Annotated in this window: 22 protein-coding genes; 3 read left to right on the forward strand and 19 right to left on the reverse strand. The window is 56.4% G+C overall.

All coding sequences use genetic code 11. The annotated features are described in order from the left end of the window. Positions 1-6: 6 nt before the first annotated feature. The 13 genes from ACESSO_RS05815 to ACESSO_RS05875 form a co-directional block, all read right to left on the reverse strand. Complete coding sequence (locus tag ACESSO_RS05815; protein ID WP_373164115.1) at positions 7-1,599, reverse strand: MBOAT family protein; 1,593 nt, start codon at positions 1,597-1,599, stop codon at positions 7-9. 3 nt (positions 1,600-1,602) lie between these two features. Continuing rightward, a complete protein-coding gene (locus ACESSO_RS05820; protein WP_346705029.1) occupies positions 1,603-1,767 on the reverse strand; it encodes a phosphopantetheine-binding protein in 165 nt (54 codons plus the stop codon). Then, on the reverse strand, positions 1,697-3,022 hold the full coding sequence (locus ACESSO_RS05825) for an alanine racemase (protein ID WP_373164116.1): 1,326 nt from the start codon (positions 3,020-3,022) through the stop codon (positions 1,697-1,699). Before ACESSO_RS05825 ends, ACESSO_RS05820 begins: the two co-directional genes overlap by 71 nt. Further along, complete coding sequence (locus ACESSO_RS05830) at positions 3,019-4,536, reverse strand: amino acid adenylation domain-containing protein (RefSeq protein WP_373164117.1); 1,518 nt, start codon at positions 4,534-4,536, stop codon at positions 3,019-3,021. The genes ACESSO_RS05825 and ACESSO_RS05830 overlap by 4 nt, the downstream gene beginning before the upstream one ends. A 42-nt stretch (positions 4,537-4,578) precedes the next feature. After that, positions 4,579-5,043 (reverse strand): hypothetical protein, encoded by a 465-nt coding sequence (locus ACESSO_RS05835; RefSeq protein ID WP_373164118.1) that lies wholly within the window; start codon positions 5,041-5,043, stop codon positions 4,579-4,581. 195 nt (positions 5,044-5,238) lie between these two features. Next, positions 5,239-5,718, reverse strand: a complete 480-nt coding sequence (locus tag ACESSO_RS05840) for an RpiB/LacA/LacB family sugar-phosphate isomerase (RefSeq protein ID WP_373164119.1) — start codon at positions 5,716-5,718, stop codon at positions 5,239-5,241. Positions 5,719-5,760: 42 nt separating this feature from the next. Further along, entirely contained in the window at positions 5,761-6,711 is a 951-nt protein-coding gene (locus ACESSO_RS05845; protein WP_373164120.1) for a transketolase family protein, read from the reverse strand. Further along, the gene (locus ACESSO_RS05850) at positions 6,711-7,547 is read right to left on the reverse strand and encodes a transketolase (protein ID WP_373164121.1); all 837 of its coding nucleotides are present in this window, start codon (positions 7,545-7,547) and stop codon (positions 6,711-6,713) included. The genes ACESSO_RS05845 and ACESSO_RS05850 overlap by 1 nt, the downstream gene beginning before the upstream one ends. 12 nt (positions 7,548-7,559) lie before the next feature. After that, a complete protein-coding gene (locus ACESSO_RS05855) occupies positions 7,560-8,684 on the reverse strand; it encodes an iron-containing alcohol dehydrogenase family protein (protein ID WP_373164122.1) in 1,125 nt (374 codons plus the stop codon). 30 nt (positions 8,685-8,714) lie between these two features. Beyond that, the gene (locus tag ACESSO_RS05860; protein ID WP_373164123.1) at positions 8,715-9,638 is read right to left on the reverse strand and encodes a DMT family transporter; all 924 of its coding nucleotides are present in this window, start codon (positions 9,636-9,638) and stop codon (positions 8,715-8,717) included. 24 nt (positions 9,639-9,662) lie between these two features. After that, a complete protein-coding gene (locus ACESSO_RS05865; protein WP_373164124.1) occupies positions 9,663-11,174 on the reverse strand; it encodes a tripartite tricarboxylate transporter permease in 1,512 nt (503 codons plus the stop codon). 12 nt (positions 11,175-11,186) lie between these two features. Next, positions 11,187-11,654: a tripartite tricarboxylate transporter TctB family protein gene (locus ACESSO_RS05870; protein WP_373164125.1), complete on the reverse strand. Its 468-nt coding sequence runs from the start codon at positions 11,652-11,654 to the stop codon at positions 11,187-11,189. 93 nt (positions 11,655-11,747) lie between these two features. After that, positions 11,748-12,746, reverse strand: coding sequence for a Bug family tripartite tricarboxylate transporter substrate binding protein (locus tag ACESSO_RS05875; RefSeq protein WP_373164126.1), 999 nt, complete (start codon positions 12,744-12,746; stop codon positions 11,748-11,750). A 415-nt stretch (positions 12,747-13,161) separates the two neighbouring features. Here ACESSO_RS05875 and ACESSO_RS05880 point away from each other — a divergent pair, with 415 nt between their 5' ends. Then, a complete protein-coding gene (locus tag ACESSO_RS05880) occupies positions 13,162-13,959 on the forward strand; it encodes a DeoR/GlpR family DNA-binding transcription regulator (protein WP_373164127.1) in 798 nt (265 codons plus the stop codon). Between the two features lie 44 nt (positions 13,960-14,003). On the opposite strand, the gene ACESSO_RS05885 is transcribed toward ACESSO_RS05880, so the two are convergent. After that, positions 14,004-15,614: a sensor histidine kinase gene (locus ACESSO_RS05885; RefSeq protein WP_373164128.1), complete on the reverse strand. Its 1,611-nt coding sequence runs from the start codon at positions 15,612-15,614 to the stop codon at positions 14,004-14,006. After that, complete coding sequence (locus tag ACESSO_RS05890) at positions 15,601-16,299, reverse strand: response regulator transcription factor (protein ID WP_373164129.1); 699 nt, start codon at positions 16,297-16,299, stop codon at positions 15,601-15,603. The genes ACESSO_RS05885 and ACESSO_RS05890 overlap by 14 nt, the downstream gene beginning before the upstream one ends. A gap of 191 nt (positions 16,300-16,490) precedes the next feature. On the opposite strand from ACESSO_RS05890, the gene ACESSO_RS05895 reads away from it, so the two are divergent. Beyond that, positions 16,491-17,852, forward strand: a complete 1,362-nt coding sequence (locus tag ACESSO_RS05895) for an MATE family efflux transporter (protein ID WP_373164289.1) — start codon at positions 16,491-16,493, stop codon at positions 17,850-17,852. Between the two features lie 62 nt (positions 17,853-17,914). Here the strand turns inward: ACESSO_RS05895 and ACESSO_RS05900 are convergent, their stop codons facing one another. Further along, entirely contained in the window at positions 17,915-18,322 is a 408-nt protein-coding gene (locus ACESSO_RS05900) for a hypothetical protein (protein WP_373164130.1), read from the reverse strand. A gap of 216 nt (positions 18,323-18,538) precedes the next feature. Between ACESSO_RS05900 and ACESSO_RS05905 the strand changes: the two genes are divergently transcribed. Beyond that, a complete protein-coding gene (locus ACESSO_RS05905) occupies positions 18,539-19,627 on the forward strand; it encodes a PTS transporter subunit IIC (protein ID WP_373164131.1) in 1,089 nt (362 codons plus the stop codon). A gap of 34 nt (positions 19,628-19,661) precedes the next feature. Here the strand turns inward: ACESSO_RS05905 and ACESSO_RS05910 are convergent, their stop codons facing one another. The 3 genes from ACESSO_RS05910 to ACESSO_RS05920 all read right to left on the reverse strand — a co-directional run bounded on the left by ACESSO_RS05910 (position 19,662) and on the right by ACESSO_RS05920 (position 21,531). Then, complete coding sequence (locus ACESSO_RS05910) at positions 19,662-20,408, reverse strand: DUF554 domain-containing protein (protein WP_373164132.1); 747 nt, start codon at positions 20,406-20,408, stop codon at positions 19,662-19,664. An 84-nt stretch (positions 20,409-20,492) separates the two neighbouring features. Continuing rightward, positions 20,493-21,200 (reverse strand): permease prefix domain 1-containing protein, encoded by a 708-nt coding sequence (locus ACESSO_RS05915; RefSeq protein ID WP_373164133.1) that lies wholly within the window; start codon positions 21,198-21,200, stop codon positions 20,493-20,495. Further along, a complete protein-coding gene (locus ACESSO_RS05920) occupies positions 21,184-21,531 on the reverse strand; it encodes a PadR family transcriptional regulator (protein WP_373164134.1) in 348 nt (115 codons plus the stop codon). Before ACESSO_RS05920 ends, ACESSO_RS05915 begins: the two co-directional genes overlap by 17 nt. Positions 21,532-21,590: the final 59 nt, after the last annotated feature.

The following is a 21,590-nucleotide window of genomic DNA, read 5'->3' on the forward strand; positions in this document are numbered from 1 at the left end:
ACCTCCTTAGAATGCGGCATAAATCGGGTCAACCGGCACATAGCCGACGCCGTATGCGCCGAAAATGACCAGAAAGAAAAATGCGGCGTAGTAAACCGACCAGCGCAGTGCGAGCGGATGGCGGGCGATTGTCTCGCGCAAAGGGATGCCGCGCTCCCGCAGAATTCCGACCAGAAGCACCAGTCCGACAGCAACAGCAACGATGATAAAGTCCATCTTGTCCATGCCGAGCATCAGGAAACTGCGGTCGGTAAAAGAACCCAGTGAGAAATCCGTGACCATTGTGTGGAACATCGCCAGTCCCGTGCGCAGGCCGTTTGCACGGAAGAACAGCTCGCCCACACAGACCAGCAGTGCGGTGCGCACGATCTGCATGATGCGGTAGGGCAGGCAGGTGCGGTCAATGTGCAGAAATTTGGTCACGCGCTGCGCAATCGGGTCAAACAGACTGCCTGCAAGGATGAGTGCAAAGTGATACAGGCCGAAAAAGATGTAGTGCCAGCCCGCACCGTGCCACAGGCCGTTGCACAGCCAGACGACGCCAAGCACGAACGAGCCGGAGAGCAGCGGGCCATAGTGGTTGCCCAGACGGCGGCGCGCCGCACCCGTCAGCTTTTTCAGCGGGCCGGACATGGACAGCGGATAGAACACATAGTCCTTGAACCAGGTGCCCAGCGTGATATGCCAGCGCATCCAGAACTCGGAAATGCTGCGGGAGAAAAACGGCTGACGGAAGTTTTCGGGCAGGTGTACGCCGAAGATCTCGGCGCTGCCGATGACTACATCCATCGTGCCGGAGAAATCCATGTAAAGCTGGCAGGTGTAGCACACCATCGCCAGCGCGATCACACCGCCGTCATACAGGGCGTAATCGTTGAAAACAGTTTTGATGAGCAGATTGAGACGGTCGGCAATGACGATTTTTTTAATCAGACCGAACAGAATGCGCTGCATGCCGAAGGTCAGGCCCTGCCAGGTGACCGGACGGCCCTCCCAGAGCTGCTGCGCGGTCTGCCCATAGCGGCAGATCGGCCCTTCCATGATCTGCGGGAAAAAGCCGAGGAAGATTGCAAGGCGCGCCAGATTGCGGTCGGCGCGGATTGTGCCGCGGTAGACATCGAGCAGATAGGAAAGGGCCTGCAGCGTATAAAATGAGATGCCAATGGGCAGTAAGAATGCAGGCACGGGCAGCGAAACCGGAAGGCGCAGCGCGTGCAGCAGTGTGTTGAGATTTGTGCTGAAAAAGGCCGCGTACTTGAGTGTGATCAAGGTGCCGACTTGCAGGAGCGACGCGAACAGGAGAATGCGACGCTGCCGTCGTGTGAAGCGCTGCCGAATGGCTTTGCGCTCGCTAGGGGCGGCAGCGGCAAGACAGCGGTCTCGGTCCTGTTGTTCGGCGGTCAGCCAAAGGCCAAAATAGTGAATAGAAACGGTAGAAAACAGCAGAAACACCAACAGCTTGCCGCTGACTGACCAGAAAAACGCATAGCTTGCCGCAAGAAGAGCGACCCAGCGCAAACGCTGCGGCAGAATACGGTAAACGAGGACCGCCGCCGGCAGAAAAACGGCCAGATACAGCAGCGAGCAGTAGGATGTCATCGTTTAGCCTTCCTCCTGTAGACGGACGATCATGGTCCACATATCCTCGGCGGAATTGAAGTTAGCGGGAATGATCTCAACGGTTGGGATGGTGATATCAAACGCCTCCTCCAGCTCGGCGACCAGCGCAAGGATAGTCAGCGAATCCAGACAGTGCGAATCGATCAGGGTGCGGCAGGTGGTGTAATCCACGCCGGGTTGAAGTTCCTCCAGAATTGCAAGCAGTTGTTCCATAATAATCCGTCCTTTCATAAGCAGGTGAGTTGATTTCGTCAGTGGGCAGCGCATCGCGTACAAGAAGCGAACGGCCGTCCGGCATCAGCAGTACAATGCGCGGCAGCGCACGGCTGAGGAAAAGGGAAATGCCTTCGGTCATGCAGTAGGCGCCGGTATTCATAAAGGCGAACAGGTCGCCGCATTTGAGATCGGGTACCGGCAGCTGCTTGACCAGAATATCATTGACAGTGCACAGCGAACCGCACAGATTCCACGGCTCCGCCTCGCCCAGACGCGGCGGATACAGCCGGTGCGGAGGAAGCTGCATGGCCATGCGCTGTCCGTAATAGACCAGATGATGAATGCCGCCGTCCAGAATGGCGTAATTCTGGCCTTTGTTGTGCTTGACGTCGACCACGCGGGTCAGATAGGTGCCGCAGCTGGCGGCAATGCTGCGCCCAAGTTCCAGTGTGATATGCGCTTTGCAGCGCAGATTTGTCAGCATGGCGGAGAAGCCCGACAGAAACTCGGCTTCGTCAAAGTCCTCGGGGGAGAAATACTGTACCGGAAAGCCCGGGCCGAATTCCAGCTCGTGCACGATAAAGCCCAGCTTTTCCGCCAGCGAGCAGGCAAAGTCATCGAGCATGTCCAGTTCGCGCTGCAGCCGTTTGAGCGACGCCTTCTGCGTACCGGAGAAGTATTGCAGACCGCGGATGAGAATAAAGGGATGGTCGGTGCGGCTGCGGATGATTTGGATGATCTCCTGTTCCTCCAGCCCGAACTGGCTGCCGCTGGTCAGACGCAGCAGCACATGAATGGTGACGCGGTAGCGCGCAGCCAGTTGGCTGAGCAGCGCAAACTGACGGGCTGACTCGACTGTAAACAAACGCGGGCCGTTTTTCTGCGCAATCATTCGCTCGATATCCGCCGGGGTTTTGTACACGCCTGAGATGACCTGCGATTGGGCAGGGATATGCAGGCGGCGGCAGATCGCGGCTTCGCCGGGGGAGCAGACCTCAAAGCGCTCTACCTGGCCGCACAGCTCGCGCAGCAGAAAGGGATTGGCCTTGATCGCATAGCACAGGCCGACGCCGGTCGGCAGGCTGCGCCGCAGCAGTGCCACACGCTGCCGCAGGGCCTGCACATCGAACACATACAGCGGGGAGCCATATTGTGCGGTGAGGTTTTCAATTTGATGTTCGGTCATACGATCTCCTTTCTTGCCATGGCAAGCAGTCGCTTGCGGTCGGTTTTGCCGTTTTCGGTCAGCGGCAGGCTGTCCAACGGCTCGAGCGTGCGCGGCAGCATAAAAACGGGCAGCCGCTGCGCGAGTGCGGCGCGTACCGCAGCCTTATCGGCCGCGCCGGTATAAAAACCGTGCAGCCGTTCTTTCTGCGCGTCGTATACGCAGCAGCACCGGCTGACGCCGTCGACCTCCTGCACCGCGCGTTCGATTTCCTCCAGCTCGATGCGGTGGCCCATGTGTTTGATTTGAAAATCCTTCCGGCCGAGGAAGTACAGCTCGCCCGCAGCGCTCCATCGTCCAAGGTCGCCTGTACGATAGATCGGCTGCAAATAGCGGCTGTGGCCGGGGTGTTGCATGAATGCGGTTTGTGTCTGCGCGGGATTGTTGTAGTATCCGAGCGCAAGCGCTGCGCCGCTGACACAGATTTCGCCCGCCTGATCCGGCGTATGTATTTCCTGTCCCGCCTCGTCCAGCAGGAACACCCGCTCGTTCGGGAACGCCGTCCCGAGCGGGATACCCGCTGTATAATCTCTATCACTCTCTATCCTATGGTACGTGCAGTTGCACGTAATCTCGGTGGGGCCGTACAGGTTGACGAAATCCGCGTGCGGCAAATGCTCCATCCAGTTTTTCAGGTGTTTGGGCGGCATCACTTCGCCGCTGAACAGCACCTTGTTTACCGTTTCCGGCGTGCGGTAGTCCAGACCATGGAAGGAGGACACCAGGCACAGCGCGGAGACAGCCCAGATGAGCGTGGTGACCCGGTGCATGCAGAGCGCATCCATCAGCGCGGACGGTTGGGAGAACAGCCGCCGCGGCAGCAGCACGAGCGTGGCGCCGGTGTACAGAGCAGAATAAATATCCTTGACCGAAACATCAAAGTCAAGCGGCGCCTGATTGCAGATGACATCGTCCGGACCTATCCGGAACAGTTCGGTGAAGGGAAGAATGAAATCCAGCACGGAGCGGTGACTGACGACCACGCCCTTGGGCGTGCCGGTCGAACCGGAGGTAAAATTGCAGTACAGCGGGTCGCCGTCGATAGCGCCAAGGCGGATGCGCGTCAGCAGGGTATCGTCGGGCTGCGTTTGCAGCAGCTCTTCAACCAGAAAAATGCGTCCCACGCCGGGCAGCTGCGCGGCCAGCGCGGCATGTTCCCGGTCGGTCACGATGCAGGGGGCTTGCAGGACCGAGAGAATCTGCGTCAGCCGCGGCTGCGGCAGCGCGGGAGAGAGCGGAACATAAAAGCAGCCTGCGTACGCCGCGCCGAAAAAGGCGTACAGAGCTTCACGGCTCTTGTCCAGCAGCACCGGAACCGGTGCGGTGGGGGAGAGGTGCGCGGCAAGCGCGGTGCCGCAGCGGCGGCTGCGGTCAAGCAGCGTGTCAAAGCGGTCTGCGCCGTTTTCGTCGATGACGGCGGTTTTTTCCGGCCGCGCGGCGGCGGTGTGCTCTAAAAGTTCCAGGATGTTGTTCATAATTACCTCATTTTTGCTTCGTGCCGGTTTTCGGCGGGATGCTTATTTCTTATTGGCGGCCGGTGTGGAGGCGGCCTTCTGAGTGGATGTGGTCTTGTTGGAGGCCGTTGCGGCCTTCTGAGTGGATGCGGTCTTGCTAGAGGACGTTGCAGCCTTCTGAGTGGATGCGGTCTTGCTAGAGGACGTTGCAGCCTTCTGGGTGGAGGAGGACTTACCGGAAGCCTTCTTCACACTCTTCTTGGAGGATTTGACGCTGCCGGACTGCTTGACTGCCGCCTTCTTTTTGGTGGAGGAGCTGGCTTTGCTCTTTGTATCCGTGCTGGATGTGTCCTTGGTGTCGGCAGTGGTCGTTTGCGTCTGTGTCTGCGTGGTTGCCTCCTGTGCGGGTTCGGCGTTCTGGTCGGATTTGATAAGCGAAGAACAGCCGGTCAGCGCGGGCAGTGCCATCATCATAGCCAGAGAAATAGCGGCAACGCCTTTTGCGGTTTTATGATTCATTGACTTCATGTGTAAGATCTCCTTTGGTGTTTGGTGAAGAGCACTTGCTCTTGATGATGTTAAGATACTACGGCAGTATTTATAGACTCTTCAGCAAACCTAAAAAAATCTAAAGAAAGCAAAAAAATGGACAGACCCGTGAAAAAGGGTCTGTCCTTGGAATAGGGGATAGTATATAGAGAGGTATCAGAAGAGAGGATGACATCAGTGGAAATTCTCTTTTTCGATATTTTTGACCTCACTTAAGAAGATTGGCAGGTTTTCCGTCTGCCATTCAGTGACGCCTTCGAGAAAATCCGTGTTCAGGAAGGTGTCGGTGATGGCGATGCCGGTATACGGCGGCGTGATCCAGCCGCCCATGGTCAGTACGTTGGCATTGTTTACGGCGCGGCAGTTGTGCGCGCAGAAGGTATTTTCGCAAAGCGCAGCATAGACGTTCGGATATTTGTTAGCAACGATGCTCATGCCCATGCCTGTGCCGCATACCAGGATGCCGCGTTCAAATTCACCGCTGCTGACGCGGGGCGCTAAATTCTTTGCGGCCTGCCAATAGGCCATGCCGCCGTCTCCGGTGTCCTTGCTGCCCACATCGGTCACTTCGTATCCCAGTTCGGTCAAATGCTCCTTGACCGCTTCCTTGAGTGTAAAGCCTGCGCGGTCGGATGCTACAATGATTTTTTTCATGGCTTGCGGCGAAATTCGCCTTTCCTCCTTTGGTATTCAGGTTTATTTCTTACGGGCGACGGCGCGGCGCGCAGCCTCCGCGATATCCTGTGCGGTCAGCCCGATGGCTTGACGCAAATACTCCATTTTTCCCACTTCACCAAACCGGTCGCGGAAACCGACGCGTTCCATCGGGCAGGGGGCGTGCTCCACGAGGCATTCGGCCACCGCGCCGCCAAGCCCATTGAGGATGCTGGCGTTTTCTGCGGTGACGGCGCAGCCCGTGCGCGCGGTGCTGGCAAGCACCAGCTCTTCATCAAGCGGCTTGATGGTGTGAATGTTGATAATTTCGGCGGAAATGCCCTCGGCTTGCAGCAGCTCTGCGGCGTCGAGTGCCTCTGCAACCATGATGCCGCTGGCGAAAATCGAAACGTCGCTGCCTTCGCGCAGCAGGTTGCCCTTGCCGAGCGTGAACGGTGTGCTTTCATCATAAATATGTACTGCCTGTTTGCGCAGCAGCCGGATGTACACCGGTCCGTTGTGTGCAAGGATTTGCGGGAAGGCGGCGCGCAGCTGGGTGCCGTCCACTGGCTCATAGACCACCATGCCGGGGATATTGCGCATGATTGCAATATCTTCGGTGCTCATATGGGTGCCGCCGTTGAGTTCGGCTGTGATGCCGGGGTCGCTGCCGACCATTTTGACATTCAGTCCGGCATAAGCGACCGACAGCGTCACCTGATCACAGCAGCGGCGGGTGGCAAACGGGGTGAAGCTGTGCGTAAACGGGATTTTTCCCATCGCAGAGAGTCCGGCGGCGACACCAATCATGTTGGCCTCGGCAACGCCGACGTCAATCGCGCGTTCGGGGAAAACTGCCTGAAACCGAAGCACGGAAGAGGCGTTCATCAGGTCGGCGTCTACCGCGCAAATGCGAGGATCCTGTTTGCCGTATTCGATCAGCAGGTCGGAATATACTTCACGCAGACCTTGCGTTTCCAGTTCTCTTGCCATCATTGCACCTCCTGCTGTTCGAGCTTGCGGATTGCATTCTGCCACATATCCGTGGTTATCCCCTTCATGTTATGACTGCCAAGGCGGTTTTCCGCAAAGTCACAGCCTTTTCCCTTGATTGTGTCCAGAATGATCATGGACGGGCGGCTCTGGATTTTCTGTGCGGTGTCGATTGCGTGCGCAATGGCATCCACATCGTGGCCGTCCACCGTCTGCACATGCCAGTTGAACGCGCGCCACTTGGCGTCCAGCGGTTCCAATCCGTTGACCTGCTCGATGCAGCCGTCAATCTGCATTTTGTTGTAGTCGGTAAAGGCGATGAGGTTGCCCAGATGCCGGCTGCCCGCCAGCATGGCGGCTTCCCAGACCTGACCTTCCTGGCTTTCACCGTCTCCGATGCAGGCGTAGATGAAGCTGGGCAGTGCGTCCATTTTGGCGGCGATCGCCATACCGACCGCACAGCTGAAGCCTTGCCCGAGCGAACCGGTAGTCATGTCAATGCCGCGGGTGCGCTGCATATCGCAATGGCTGGGCAGCTGCGTGCCGGGACGGTTGAGCGTGGCGAGCGCCTCCTCCGGCAGATAGCCGCGCAGTGCGAGGGTCGCGTATACCGCCGGGCCGCCGTGTCCCTTGGACAGCACGAAGCGGTCGCGCTCGTTCCACTCCGGCTGCTCGGGACGGATACGCATGGCGTGGAAATACAGCACCGCGAGCAGTTCACACAAATCGACCGAACCGCCGATATGCCCGGCGGACAGTTCGCCAATCTCCCGGATGGTCATTTTTCGGATCAGCTGCGCCTTGTCGCGCAGCATCCGGCTGGTTTGCATGTCCATTTGGCAGCCTCCTTATAAAATCGTGCGGAGCAGGCGGCACAGTGTCTCCTGCGTCATGGTGGCGGGTGTCAGCTGCATCTGCGCGGCGGCGCCCATGCCGACCGCTGCAATATGCTCAATGTCCGCATCGGTCACACCCAGCTGCGACAGACGCACGGGCATCCCCATGCCGACCATCAGCTGTTCGATGCCGTCGGCCAGCGCCTGCACATCGGCATAGCCGAGGAACTGCGCGAGCGCCTGCATTTTGTCCGCCGCCATCTCAGTGCTGACGCGGATGAAGGCCGGCAAGGTGATGGCGCAGGCGGTGCCGTGGTTGGCGTGGAATTCGGTCGTCAGCGGGAAACTGACTGCATGCACGCCGGTGGTGCGCGTCTGGCTGAATGCTACGCCCGCCGTCAGTGCGGAGACGATCATCGCCGCGCGCGCCTGTGCATTTTGCGGCTCATCATAAGCGGTGCGAATATTTTTCAGAATGGTTTTCATGGCACCCATCGCCAGATAGTCGCACATCGGCTGGCTTTCGCGGTTCCAATAGGCTTCGATGGCATGACAGAATGCGTCCATGCCGGTTGAAGCGGTCTGCCCCTTGGGCAGCGTATAGGTCATTTCCGGGTCGATCAGCGCCACATCCGCCCAGAACTCGCCGCAGACAAACGGCATTTTAATGCCCGCGCGCGGATCGGTGAACACGCCGACGTTGGTCACTTCGCTGCCCGTACCTGCGGTAGTTGGGATGAGGATGAGGCGGGTGGTACGCGGTGCAAACTGCTTGGTACCGCCTGCGTAGTAGTCATAGATGCTGCCCTCGTTGGTGGTCAGGCAGGAGACGACCTTGGCTACGTCCAGACTGGAGCCGCCGCCTAGACCGACGATGGTTTGCGCACCGGCCTGTCGCGCGAGCGCAGCGCAGGCATCTACGCTGGTTGTGCTTGGGTTGGGCTCAATCTCGGAAAAATAGGTCACGGTTTTGCCGGTCAGCGCATTGCCGATCTGCTCCGCAGTGCCATTTTGATACAGGAAGGGGTCGGAAATGATGAGCACGCTGTCGCCGCGGATTTCATCGAGCATATTGCGTGCTGCTCCTTGCCCGCAGCGGATATGCGCGGGCATCCAAAAGCGAAATTCGGAATTCATGTTGCTTGCTTCCTTTCTTGTATAGAGGAGTTACATTTGGTTTGCCAGTTCGCCTTCCTCTTTTCTGCGCTGTTCGATAAGAATGCCCAGCGCGCCGATCAGCACGACCAGCATTCCGGCGATCTGCTTTCCTCCAAGCTGTTCGTCAAACAGGACAAACGAGATGACGCTGGAGACGACCGGCATGAACAGCAGAAAGATTTTGACCAGCCAGACGGGGAAATGGGAAAGGTTGTAGTAATAGACAATATATACCAGCGTCTGCCCCAGACCCGCTATGAGCAGGGCAAGCGCGAGCGGGCGGCTGCTGCCGATGCGCGCAAACTGATCGAAGGTGTGCATTGCCGCAGCGGTAGCGAGGAAAAACAGCATGGTAATGAAGTTGTTGTAATACGCAATCACCCGGTTGGAAACCGGATTGACCGGACTGCGCTGCACACTCTTGATCAGGAATGCATTGATCGAGACAAACAGCGCGCTGAGGATAAAAAACAGACAACTGGGGTCGATTTGCGATAGGCTGGATAAGCCAAGCCCCATCACCATCAGCACGCCGAACAGCATCACAAACGTGTACAGCCATTCGCGGCGGCTGAAGTGCTGCCGGTACAGGATGACGCTGATCAGATTGACAAACAGGATGTCTGTTTTGAGCAGCGCCGTGCCAATCCCGGCTGAGGCTGACATCTGTAGGCCGACAAACGCCGTATAGTCCAGCAGAAAGCCCATCAGGCCGATAAGGAACAGCCGGAACCGCACGCCGCGCGTGTGCAGTAAGGTATGCATTTCGCCTTTTCCGAGCATAATTATGGTTAAAAACAGCATGGTCAGCAGCCGGATAATGATGCCGACATTGAAAACCGACATGGATTCGACAGCTTTATTGCTGGCGACATAGTAGGTACCCCAGATCACGGCAAGCGAGAGTAAAGGGATCAGGTTTTTTGGTTTCATATTCGTTTCGCCTGCGATTCCCGCTTACTGCGCGTTTTTCTCCGCCTGCTTGGCTTTCCGCGCTGCGTTGATCTTGCGCAGAATGACCGGCAGGAACACAGAGCCGAAGGCGATGAGCAGCAGTGCGAGCGAGATAGGACGGGTGAAAAAGATCGAGAAATCTCCCTTGCTGACCAAAAGGGCGCGCTGGAGGTTCTTTTCCAGCGTGTTGCCGAGGATCAGGCCGAGAATGATGGGCGGCATCGGGAAATCGAGCTTGATCAGGAAAAAGGCAATAAGGCCGAAAATCATCATCAGGAAAATATCGTTGACGCTGTTATTGAGTGCAAACGTGCCGACGATGCAGAATACAAACACGATTGGGGTCAGGTATTTATTGTGGACGTCGCCGATCTTGGCGAACAGACGGATGCCGCCGAAGCCCAGCAGGCCCATGAACAGGTTGGCGATGAACAGGCCGACAATGATGGTGTACACCTTGGTCTGCTCCGAGGTGAACAGCAGCGGACCGGGGACGATGCCCTGCATCATCAGTGCGCCCAGCATGACGGCGGTGCCGGCGTCGCCCGGAATGCCCAGCGTCAGCAGCGGGATAAGTGCGCCGCCTGAGACGGCATTGTTTGCTGCCTCCGGTGCAGCGACGCCTTCAATGCGGCCGGTGCCGAATTCTTCGGGGTTTTTGCTCCAGCGGCGCGCTTCATTGTAGGCAAGCCACGAAGCGATGTCGCCGCCCGTGCCCGGAATCGCACCGATCAGCGTGCCGATCACACTCGAGCGCAGCATGGTCGGGAAGGTGGTGCGGATATCTTTGAGGGTCGGGAAGGTACGGCGCAGCTTGGTCTTGGTGCGCTCCGCGGTTTGAGAAATGGTTTCGGCGTTGAACAGCCCCTGCGAGAACGCATACAGACCGATCAGCACCGGCACCATGGCGATGCCTGCGAGCAGATAGGTCGAACCGAAAGTGAACCGCTTGGCGCCGGTCAGCGCATCCATGCCGACCGTGGCGAGCATCAGACCGATGACCGCGCTGATCAGGCCCTTGGTAACATCCTTGGAGGACAGGCTGGTGACCATGCTCAGGCCGAAGATAGCAAGCGAAAAATATTCGGCAGAGGTAAAGGACAGCGCAACCTTGGAAAGCAGCGGTGCGGTCCAGAGCAGCATGACGGCGCTGAACAGGCCGCCGAACGTGGATGCAAAGGTGGAAATGCCGAGCGCGCGCGCTGCTTCACCGCGCTGGGTCAGCGGATAGCCGTCCAGTACGGTTGCAGCGGAGTTGGCAGTACCGGGGGTTTTGATCAGAATCGCGGTGATCGAACCGCCGTAGATCGCGCCGCAGAACACACCCAACAGCATCAGGATACCGGTTGTGCCGTCAAACCGCAGGGTCAGTGGCAGCATTAGGCTCAGGCCCATGATCGAGGACAGGCCGGGCATTGCACCGACAAAGATACCAACAAAGGTACCCAGCAGCATGATGAGTAGATTCGTCGGCTGTAGGACAACGCCGATGACCGAAATTAAGCTTTCTAACATAGTTTCGCCTCCTTAAAACGAAAGAAGGATGCCGCCGGGCATTTTGAGCTGCAGCAGCACGACAAAAACGATGACGATGAACACGACAATGCCGGCCGTCAGTCCAATCAGCACCAATGGACGCCGTTCGCCCAGCAGGAACATAACCGAGGGGATCAGATAGATGATTGCTACATAGAAACCGAACAGTTTGAGCAGCAGGCAGAATAAGGCCAGCAGGCCGATCAGGATATAGATGCGCTTCATGCCGGTGGAGCGGAAATCAATCGGTTTTTCCTCTCCCTCCGGACGCGGGCGGACCAGTGTTTGTATGATCAGAATGACAGACAATAGTATCATTGCCACGCTAAGGATCATGGGCCAGACACCCGGCCCCATGGCTGTGCCCTGTACCGCCGCACCGCTTTGCAGGCTGCTGCGGATCATGAGCGCGGACAGCAGGATCAGGATGACCGAGATCCCGATGTTGTATTTTTTCATACGCTTTCACCTCGCAGGATACAAATAGGGCGCGAACCTAACACGGAGTGTTCGGTTCGCGCCCCGCTGTTACAGATATACGATATGGCTGGGTCAGCCAACCAGAGTGGTATAATAATCCGACTGCTCTGCAATAAAGCCGGCCAGATCGTCAACACCGATGGTGATCGGATCAAAATAGAAGCCTTCACGGGTCTCCGCATACTGATCGGAAGCGACGGCTTCGCTCAGTGCGTCCTGCAGGAATGTAACAATGTCATCCGGAGTGCCTGCGGGAGCGGCGATCATAATCCAGCTGAGCAGGTTTACATCGGCAAAGCGGTCATCGGTTTCCGCCATGGTCGGGACATCCGGAGAAGCGGTCGAACGCTCGGCGGAGGTCACGGCAATCGGAACCAGATCGCCGGAATCAATATTGCCGACTGCCGGCGCCATAGCGGAGATGCACAGTGAAACTTCACCGGACAGTACGCCCGCGATGGCATCCGGTGCGGAGTCATACGGAACGGAAGAAACCTGCAGGCCGGCACCTGTCAGAATAGAACCGAGCAGGTTGGGCACGGTACCAACGCCGGTGACGCCAACAGCCAGTTCGCCCGGATGTGCTTCGGCGTAGGAGATGAACTCTGCAAAGCTGGTAAACGGTGCGTCTTTGGATGCAAGCAGCAGATACGGGTCCTGTTCTACCGCAGCCAGCGGGATCATCGCTTCGGTCGGATTGATGTCGGTTGCACCGGAAACGTAATTGAGGACGAGGTCACAGTTGACCAGACCGAGTGTGTAGCCGTCCGCATCCCGTGTCAGGAAGTCCTCGGTGCCGATGAGGCCGGAGCCACCTTCCTTGTTGGTTACCGTGATCTGCTGGTCGATTACGTCTTTGGGGATGGCGTCCAACACGCCGCGGACCGCCAGGTCGGTTGTGCCGCCGACCTTATACGGGACGATGACTTCGATTCCCTTGGAGGGGTAATCTGAACCGGCGGTATCATTGCCGGAATCGGCGGTGTCGCTTGTGCCGCCGTTCGAGCTGCTGCACGCAGCCAACGATGCAGTCATGGTCAGGGCCAGCAACATAGCAAGAAATCTTTTCATTTCGCTCTCCTCCATATTGTTTCGAAACATACGAAACTAAAATTTACGAAATACGAAAGCTAAAACGAGCAATCGTTTTTCTTTTATGTTTTATATATATCATAACTATGATAAAGTGTCAATTTATTTTCGCATTTGATTTCGTATAAATTTCGAAAGAAAATTTGTGCATTCTGTTTTGCGCTTCATCAGAAAAAAGGACGCAGGAAAGGCAGCAGGTAAATGAGCTTTGTGTTCTATTATTTACTGCAAGCAGAGAGAAAACGGAATGAGAAAGTAATGCTGTATATGTTTGCCATTATTGTTATGCTCACTGGTTGACAATACTTTCCGTGATATGCTATAATGCAGAAAAGGAAAGGGTTTTAACTTCTAAACTTTCGAATTCACTTTCGAATTATTGCAGAGGTGGAATATGGGAAACACAAGGAGTCAGTATATCCTGAGTGCGCTGCGGGATCGTGGGACATTAACCGTGGCAGAGTTATCCGAGCAGCTGGGGGTTTCGCTGGTAACCATCCGAAAGGATGTTCGTGCGCTTGCCGCGCAAAATCTGATTGTTCGGCAGCATGGCAAAATTTCGCTGCCGCTCTCCACACAGCAATCCTATCTGCCATTTAATATGCGCTCGATTTCGCAGATTGACGACAAAAAACGCATTGCGCAGGTTGCGGCATCCATGATCGATCGCGATGACACGATTATTCTGGATGCAGGCACTACCACTTTGGCAATCGCCACCGAAATTCGTGGGCGGCCGCCGGTCAATATTGCGACCAACTCGATCAGCATTCCATATACTCTTTCGGACAGCGACCATTTAATCAGTGTGGCTGGCGGACAGATGCTCAACCACAGCCTGTGTACCGCAGGCTCGGATGCCGAGCATTTCTTCCGCAGTATTCAGGCGGAAAAAGCGTTTATCGGCCTTTCGGGTGTATGGGATAACCTCAGCCTGACGACCGGTTTGAAAGCGGAGGCGGCTGTCAAAGGGGCAATGATCGCGGCGGCGAAGAGGGTCATTGTCGTGGCGGCCAACCAGAAGTTTTATCATAGTCAAATGTTCAATTTCTGTGATGCGGACAAGATTGACACCATCATTACCACCGGACCGACTTTGCCGGAGAGCATATTGGAGCAAATCGAACGGTATCATATCCAGCTCATCTATGCCGATGCGGAGCAACCGGATCCGGCGGAGACATCGGACTGACAGCATGAAAAAAGGTAGACGGGATACCGTCTACCTTTTTGTTTTTATGTGGGTTCGGTTGGCGCTGCCGGTCGGGGCAGCGTCAATTCAAATTCGGTGTGCCAGCCGTCGTGCGGCGGACGCACCAGTCGGATAGAGCCGCTATGCAGCTCCGCTACCTTTTTGACGATCGCCATGCCAAGTCCCGTACCGCCGCCCGAGGTTCTGGCCCGATTCCCGGTGACGAACGGCTCAAACAGAGTGTCTGCCAACTCAGGGGGAATACCGACACCGTTGTCCGCCACCGTTAGTTGTACGGCATCAGGAGTGTCTGTCAGCCCGAAGAACAGCTTTGTTCCGGCAGGATTGTATTGCAGGGCGTTGCTGGTCAGGTTTTCCAGCAGCCGTCGCAGCAGGCGGGGATCAAAAGAGGCAGTGACCGACTCATCCGGCAGGTCGAGCGAGAGGGAAAAACCGCGAGACTCGATTTCAGGGTACTTTTCCGCCAGATAGCTTTTGCAGAATTCGCACAGGTCGGCAGTTTCCGCCTGCAAAACATAGTCCGGATGGTCGAGGCGGACGTAATCAAACAGCGTGTTCATCAGCACGGTGCTGTCCGAGGCTTTGCGGCAGATGGTTTCCAGATACTGCTGCTGCTTGTCGGGCGGCACTACGCCGTCGACCAGTGCTTGCGCATAGCCTTGGATGACGGTCAGCGGCGTTTTCAAATCATGTGACAGGTCGGCAAGCATACGCTGCTTGTCCTCATTGGCCGCTTGCTTTTCTGCACTGACCTGCTCTAATCGATCAAGCAGATGAGTGAAGCTATCGGTTACCTGCCGGAATTCGATGGGAAGCGCATCGGTGTTAACCTCCACACGACGGCCTGCGCCGTAAGCGACAATCGCTTTGTGCAGCGGCAGGATAGCGCGGCGGATTTTACGGCTGAACAGAATGGCCAGCAGAAGGATGACCACCAGAATGATAGGAAGGGAGAGCAGCGACAGTCGGTTGGCACTCTCCAGTGCTTTCAGATAGGCGGTTTCGGTAAAGCGCGGGCAAACAAAGACCAGCGTACGCTCCTCGCCGGTCGTCGTATTATAAACCGCTTTGGTAATGTCCCACTGGCCCTGATAAATGCCTTGCAGCAGCTCAAACTCCCGGTCGGATAGCTGTTCGAGCCATGGGAACAGATCGCCCTCGACAATCCGGTAATTCTCGTCGACAATGCAGTAATCCAGAAAATCAGCCTCGCCGGTTTCGCTGTCATAGCGGTGCAGCGCAATATAGTAATATCCGTCCCTTGGCATATCTGCCATTTCCTGTACGGTATAATACAGGTCGGAATCATATTCGTTAATCATCCAGAGGTCATCTGGGTGAAAATGCTCTTTGAAGTCGTTGTCTGAGGCATAAAGAATATTACTGTCCGCGTCAAACACCATAAAAGCGCAGCCGTTGAAGCGGCGCATGGGAATGGAGGCGAAATCATCCTGTTCCAGCGCCTCGCGGTATTGCAGCATTGTGCCGAGGGAGGGAAAGGCGTTGTCCAGGCGCTTGGAGATCAGTGCGTTGAGCGCGGCGTTGCTGAGAAACACCAGCAGCGAGCAGAGGATGAAATAGGAAATGCAGGTGCGCAGAAAACTTTTGCTCAGCAGCAGTTTATTGGTCTTCAATTTTGTAGCCCAACCCCCTGACTGTTTTAATATACTGCGGATTGGCCGGATCGTGCTCAATCTTGGCGCGCAGGTTGGAGATATGTACCATCATGGTGCTGTCATCGCTTTCGTAAAAGGTGCCGCCCACACATTCATACAGCTGTGCGCGGGTGAATACCCGGCCGGGGCAGCGCATCATTTCCGCAATGATTTTCAGCTCGGTGGAAGTCAGCGGAACGGTCAGACCATTTTTCCGCAGCACAAATTTATCCGTATCCAGTTCTAACTCACCGACGGTAAGCACGCGCGGCGCAGCAGTGGACACATTGTCCGCCCCGAGTTGATAATACCGACGCAGCGCTGATTTGACATAGGCAACAACTTCAAGCGCATTGAAGGGCTTGGTGATATAGGCGTCTGCGCCGATGTTCAGTCCGAGCACCTTGTCTGTGTCCATGCTTTTGGCGGACAGAATGATGATGGGCAGGTTGCTGAATTCGCGCACGCGCTGGATCAGCTCATACCCGTTCAGACCGGGCATCATAATATCCACCAGTGCCAGTGAAATGCCCCCTGCACGGATTTGCTCAAGCGCTGCAGTACCGTCCATGACGGACTGCACGGTAAATTCACTGCTCAGATACAATGTCAGCAGCTCGATGATGTCGCGGTCGTCCTCGGCAATCAGAATGGTATACTTCAAGATTTTCTCTCCGTTTCCGTTGCCCGGCAGACAAATCCACCGGAAAATCCTTTTATTGACAGGCACTTTGTGTGCTTTTCCTAATACTACTATAATCTTCTGCCAATAGCAAGAGCGATGGAAGGAAAAAGGATTGACAGAGCCTTTTGGCAGGGCTTAAGATTATGCAGGGAAAGAAAGGAAGTATGGAAATGAGGAAATCCTATGAAATCGACATGACGCGTGGGCCGCTGCTCAGCCGACTGCTGCTGTTTGCGCTGCCGTTGATTTGTTCGGGCGTGCTGCAGCTGCTGTTCAACGCAGCGGATATCATCGTGGTCGGTCGGTTTGCAGGCAGTCATGCGATGGCTGCGGTCGGATCCACCAGCTCGCTCATCAACCTGCTGGTGAATTTTTTTATCGGCATTTCGGTCGGTGCAAACGTGTTGGTGGCGCGCTTTTGCGGTGCGAATGATTTTGATGATGCGCAGGAAACCGTGCAGACCGCTTTGATTACCGCAGTGGCGGGCGGCGTGATTCTTGTTGTGCTGGGCATCTGTCTGGCGCGGCCCATGCTGGAGTGGATGGCGACGCCGGTTGAGGTGCTGGATCAGGCGGTGCTGTACATGCGTATCTATTTTATTGGCATGCCCGCGACCATGCTGTATAACTTCGGCGCGGCAATCCTACGCGCGGTGGGCGATACCCGACGGCCGTTGTATTTTCTGCTGCTGAGCGGCGCGGTGAATGTGGTGTGCAATCTGTTTTTTGTCATTGCGTTGCACATGGGCGTGGCGGGTGTTGCCACGGCAACCGTGATTGCGCAGGTGATTTCGGCAGTGCTGATTGTGTTGTGCCTGATGCGGGTGGACGGCATGTGCAACGTCAACCTCAAGCGGATGCATTTCCATCGGGATAAATTTGCCCGTATTATGCAGGTCGGTCTGCCGGCAGGTCTGCAAAGCGTGATTTTCAACATTTCAAACGTGTTGATTCAGTCATCGATTAACTCATTCGGCGCGATTGTGGTTGCGGGCAACACTGCGGCAAGTAATATTGAGGGCTTTGTTTATACCTCGATGAATGCGCTGTACCAGACCTCGCTCAGCTTCACCAGCCAAAACCTTGGTGCAAAGCAATACCGCCGCATCGATCAAGTGCTGGTGCGCTGTCTGGTGATGGTTGTTTTGATTGGCGTGGTGCTTGGCAACGGTGCGCATCTGCTGGGACAAAGCCTGCTGGGCATTTATTCGACCGATCCGGAGGTCATTGCCTATGGCATGATGCGTCTGGGCGTGGTAAGCGTTACTTATTTTCTGTGTGGCATGATGGACGTGGTCGCGGGCAGCGTGCGCGGCCTTGGGTATTCCATCCTGCCGATGCTGGTATCGCTGGCGGGCGCGTGTGTATTCCGCATCATCTGGATTTTTACCATCTTTCAGTGGCAGCACACGCTGTTCAGCCTGTATGTGTCCTATCCGATTTCGTGGGCACTGACCATCTGCGCGCATCTGGTGTGTTACTTTGCGGTACGGCGGCGGGTCTTTCCGAAGGCCGAGGAGCAGGCCGCTTGACGGCAGACCGTATAAAAAAAGAGCGTGCAAACCGTTTTCCGGTTTGCACGCTCTTTCGTTTTTCAGCGGTGGGATACGGTCCGTGCGCGAAAGGCGCGCAGGATGTGGCCTATCGTCAGACCAAGCAAGGAGATGACCGCGCCGATGAGCAGCGCGCTCCAGTCGGGAGCGTGCAGGCGGTGGGTGGACAGCATGTTTGCCAGCGTAAACGTCAGGTATGGTACCAGCATGTACAGCACGCCGCACAGCGGCAGGCAGAGCCAGAAACCCTTGTTCCAGCAATTGGTTTCTGCAACCAGAAGGGAAAATACAAAGGTTGCAGCGGGCAGCGCCAGCCACATAACCAGCAAGCCATATGCCATGCCGTCGGTCGCGCCGGTAAAGCACCAGAAGAACAGCAGAGCCAGCAGCCAGACAACAAAATAGCCTGCGGGTAAAAGAAAACGGGCGCGGTTCGGGTGTTTCGTCATAAGACCGCCTCCTTTGGCGCATATAAAGCGGGTGAAATGGCCTTCCGGATACCCTCAGTATAGCATTGCGTGGGGGCGTGCAAGGAGAGAATAGAAATTTGCCTGTCCGGTGAAAAAAAGCTGGGCATCTGCCGGCGCATGTGATATAATGGGTCGGAAAGCTGTCTTGACAGCGAAATTGACACATCGCGTGCGGCGCGGTAAAGAAGGGACAATATGGACAAGGTAAAAGAATTTCTCAAACGCAAGGATATCGTGATTTCGGTCAAACGATATGGTATTGATGCGCTCGGCGCGATGGCGCAGGGCCTGTTCTGCTCGCTGCTGATTGGCACCATCATTGACACGGTGGGCAAACAGCTGGGCATCCCGTTTCTGACGATGACGGTTGCGACGGTCAACGACACGGCGTATACGGTCGGATCGCTGGCTTCGGCCATGAGTGGTCCGGCGATGGCGGTCGCCATTGGCTACGCGCTGCGCTGTCCGCCGCTGGTGCTGTTTTCGCTTATCAGCGTGGGTTTCGCGTCCAATGCGCTAGGCGGCGCGGGCGGACCGCTCGCCGTGCTGTTCGTGGCAATCATCGCAGCGGAGCTTGGCAAGGCGGTCGCGGGAGAAACCCGCATTGATATTCTGGTGACGCCTCTGGTGACGATTGGCGTGGGTGTGGCGCTTTCTGCATGGTGGGCGCCTGCGCTGGGCGCGGCGGCGATGCAGGTGGGCAGTCTCATCATGTGGGCAACCAACTTGCAGCCGTTTCTGATGGGCATTTTGGTGTCCGTGCTGGTCGGCGTGGCGCTGACGCTGCCGATTTCTTCCGCCGCTATCTGCGCGGCGCTCGGCTTGACCGGCTTGGCCGGCGGTGCGGCGGTTGCGGGCTGCTGCGCGCAGATGATTGGCTTTGCGGTTATGTCCTTTCCGGAAAACCGTTGGGGCGGTCTGGTGTCGCAGGGTATCGGCACCTCCATGCTGCAAATGGGCAATATCGTGAAGAATCCGCGCATCTGGATTGCGCCCATTCTGACTTCGGCCATCACCGGTCCGATTGCAACCTGTCTGTTCCGGCTGGAGATGAACGGCCCGCCGGTATCCTCCGGCATGGGTACCTGCGGTCTGGTGGGGCAGATTGGCGTGTATACCGGCTGGTTGGATGATGTGGCTGCCGGTGTAAAGACGGCGGTTACCGCGCAGGATTGGGTGGGACTGCTGCTGATTTCGTTCGTACTGCCCGCAGTGCTGTGTCCGCTCATCAATCTTGCTCTGCGCCGTATCGGCTGGGTCAAAGACGGCGATATGACATTATAAAAAGAGGAGGCCGTGCGGCCTCCTCTTTTTATGCTTACAGTGTGCCCAGTGCGGGGAAAAAACGCGCGAGAAAGAAGAAAATGATGGGAAAGAGCACGGCAGGCAGCAGGTTGCCGACCTTGACCTTTTTGTCAAACATCAGGTTGAAGCCGATGGCAAAAATCAGCACCGAGCCGATGCAGGATATCTGGCTGATGAGCGCGTCGGTCAGCCACGGACGGATGAACCGCGCCAGCAGTGTGATGCCGCCCTGATAGATGAAAAGCGGCAGGATGGACAGGTAAACCCCCTTGCCCAGTGACGCTGCGAAGATCACGGAGGATACACCGTCGAGCACCGCTTTGGCAATCAAAATGGATGGGTCACCGTTCAGTCCATCCTCCAGCGCACCGACAATCGCCATAGCGCCCACGCAGAACAGCAGAGACGCGGCCACAAAGCCCTGCACGAATTTGCCGTCCTCGCTGCTGCCGGAAAAGCGGGTCTGGCACCAGGAGCCAAAATCGTTGAGCCGTGTTTCGATATCCAGCGCTTCACCGACGACTGCGCCCAGCACCAAACTGAGCACCAGCAGCATGGTGTGCTGCGTGGAAAGGGTGCCGTCTTCGATGGTCAGCAGGCCGCTTGCCGCGCCGCCGATGCCAATGAAAAACGTGCACAGCCCGAGCGCCTGCATGATGGTGGTTTCAAAACGCCGCGGCAGTCCGCCCTTGAGAAAAACGCCGAGTGTGGTGCCTGCGGCGATGGTGGCGCAGTTGACTATGGTGCCCAGTCCGATCATGTTGTGTATTACCCCTCTTCTGCTTTACTGTACTAAATTGAATTGTACGGCAAAAGCGGGGTAAAGTCAATTCTTTTCGGGCGTTCAATTACGGCGACGGTATTCTTCATAGGCTGCGATGGCAGCGGTGACTGCGGAGCAGAACAGGAAGATGACCCAACCCGGATGCCACAGGCCATAGAATATGCCAATGCACACATAAACTGCTGCTGCAACCGGAAACGCAATTGAGGCGAACAGCGAGCTGATCGGATGTTTTCGATCGTCGTCGGCATCCTTATCGCCATGGCGGCCAAGACCATACAGTTCACGGTAGTAGCCATCTTTGCGGCCGGACAGGATGCACAAAGCCACGCCTGTCGCGATTATAGCGAACATCACAAAGGTGCCGGGTGTTTCGCGGGGCAGCGCATCATTAAAAAAAGAGCGGGTGAACGGCGACAGGATGAACAGCGCGACCGCGGTTGCAATCATAATGTGCTTGCGCGTTTGGTAGCGGCCATACTCCTGCACAACGGCAGGATCGGGCTGTGCGCTTTCCGCGTGCGGTACAGCGTCCGGCTCTGCGGGCGCGGGCTCATCGGCAAAGCCGAATGTCTCGCGCAGTTCATCGGCTGAACCAATGGATGCAATGACAATACCGGTCGCCTCGGCTTCGTTTTTGCCCTCTTCCAGCAGGGCGTGATACTTTTCTTCCAAATTCGACAGCATATCGGCTTTGATGCGCTGCGTGTCCGCGTTCTGCGGCAGTGTAGCGAACAATGCTTCTATATAGTTACGAATCGTTTCCATTTCCCATATCCTCCTTTGTAAAACGATCGATCACGGTTTGAAGTACGTGCCATTCGGCACATTTGGCAGCATAGGCGCACCGCCCCTCGTCCGTGATGGTGTAATAGGTGCGCGGCCGGCCCTGCGTTTCGCTGCCTTGATAGGGCACGATCCAGCCCTGTTTTTCCAATCGTCCGAATGCGGAATACAGTGTAGTTTCCTTGATCGGGTACTCGCCGCCGCTGCGCCGCTCGATCTCGCGGGAAATCGCATAGCCGTACGAATCCCCCTCGCACAGCAGGCACAGAATCAGCATATCGTTATAACCGCGCATCACGTCGCTTCCCAGCATGGCGGGCCTCCTTTCTACTCCATCTGATGCAGTAATAATAACACAACTACTACGACAGG

It is taken from the genome of Agathobaculum sp. Marseille-P7918 (assembly GCF_964248325.1).
Taxonomy (GTDB): Bacteria; Bacillota; Clostridia; order Oscillospirales; family Butyricicoccaceae; genus Agathobaculum.

Coding starts and splice junctions, on each gene's coding strand:
- ACESSO_RS05910 (WP_373164132.1), bottom strand. CDS start 20,408: ATGATCGGACTGGGCACCATAGTCAACTGCGCCACCATCGCCGCAGGC.
- ACESSO_RS05895 (WP_373164289.1), top strand. CDS start 16,491: ATGAGGAAATCCTATGAAATCGACATGACGCGTGGGCCGCTGCTCAGC.
- ACESSO_RS05900 (WP_373164130.1), bottom strand. CDS start 18,322: ATGACGAAACACCCGAACCGCGCCCGTTTTCTTTTACCCGCAGGCTAT.
- ACESSO_RS05865 (WP_373164124.1), bottom strand. CDS start 11,174: ATGTTAGAAAGCTTAATTTCGGTCATCGGCGTTGTCCTACAGCCGACG.
- ACESSO_RS05850 (WP_373164121.1), bottom strand. CDS start 7,547: ATGGACATGCAAACCAGCCGGATGCTGCGCGACAAGGCGCAGCTGATC.
- ACESSO_RS05830 (WP_373164117.1), bottom strand. CDS start 4,536: ATGAACAACATCCTGGAACTTTTAGAGCACACCGCCGCCGCGCGGCCG.
- ACESSO_RS05840 (WP_373164119.1), bottom strand. CDS start 5,718: ATGAAAAAAATCATTGTAGCATCCGACCGCGCAGGCTTTACACTCAAG.
- ACESSO_RS05875 (WP_373164126.1), bottom strand. CDS start 12,746: ATGAAAAGATTTCTTGCTATGTTGCTGGCCCTGACCATGACTGCATCG.
- ACESSO_RS05845 (WP_373164120.1), bottom strand. CDS start 6,711: ATGGCAAGAGAACTGGAAACGCAAGGTCTGCGTGAAGTATATTCCGAC.
- ACESSO_RS05870 (WP_373164125.1), bottom strand. CDS start 11,654: ATGAAAAAATACAACATCGGGATCTCGGTCATCCTGATCCTGCTGTCC.
- ACESSO_RS05855 (WP_373164122.1), bottom strand. CDS start 8,684: ATGAATTCCGAATTTCGCTTTTGGATGCCCGCGCATATCCGCTGCGGG.
- ACESSO_RS05835 (WP_373164118.1), bottom strand. CDS start 5,043: ATGAAGTCAATGAATCATAAAACCGCAAAAGGCGTTGCCGCTATTTCT.
- ACESSO_RS05920 (WP_373164134.1), bottom strand. CDS start 21,531: ATGCTGGGAAGCGACGTGATGCGCGGTTATAACGATATGCTGATTCTG.
- ACESSO_RS05815 (WP_373164115.1), bottom strand. CDS start 1,599: ATGACATCCTACTGCTCGCTGCTGTATCTGGCCGTTTTTCTGCCGGCG.
- ACESSO_RS05915 (WP_373164133.1), bottom strand. CDS start 21,200: ATGGAAACGATTCGTAACTATATAGAAGCATTGTTCGCTACACTGCCG.
- ACESSO_RS05860 (WP_373164123.1), bottom strand. CDS start 9,638: ATGAAACCAAAAAACCTGATCCCTTTACTCTCGCTTGCCGTGATCTGG.
- ACESSO_RS05905 (WP_373164131.1), top strand. CDS start 18,539: ATGGACAAGGTAAAAGAATTTCTCAAACGCAAGGATATCGTGATTTCG.
- ACESSO_RS05880 (WP_373164127.1), top strand. CDS start 13,162: ATGGGAAACACAAGGAGTCAGTATATCCTGAGTGCGCTGCGGGATCGT.
- ACESSO_RS05825 (WP_373164116.1), bottom strand. CDS start 3,022: ATGACCGAACATCAAATTGAAAACCTCACCGCACAATATGGCTCCCCG.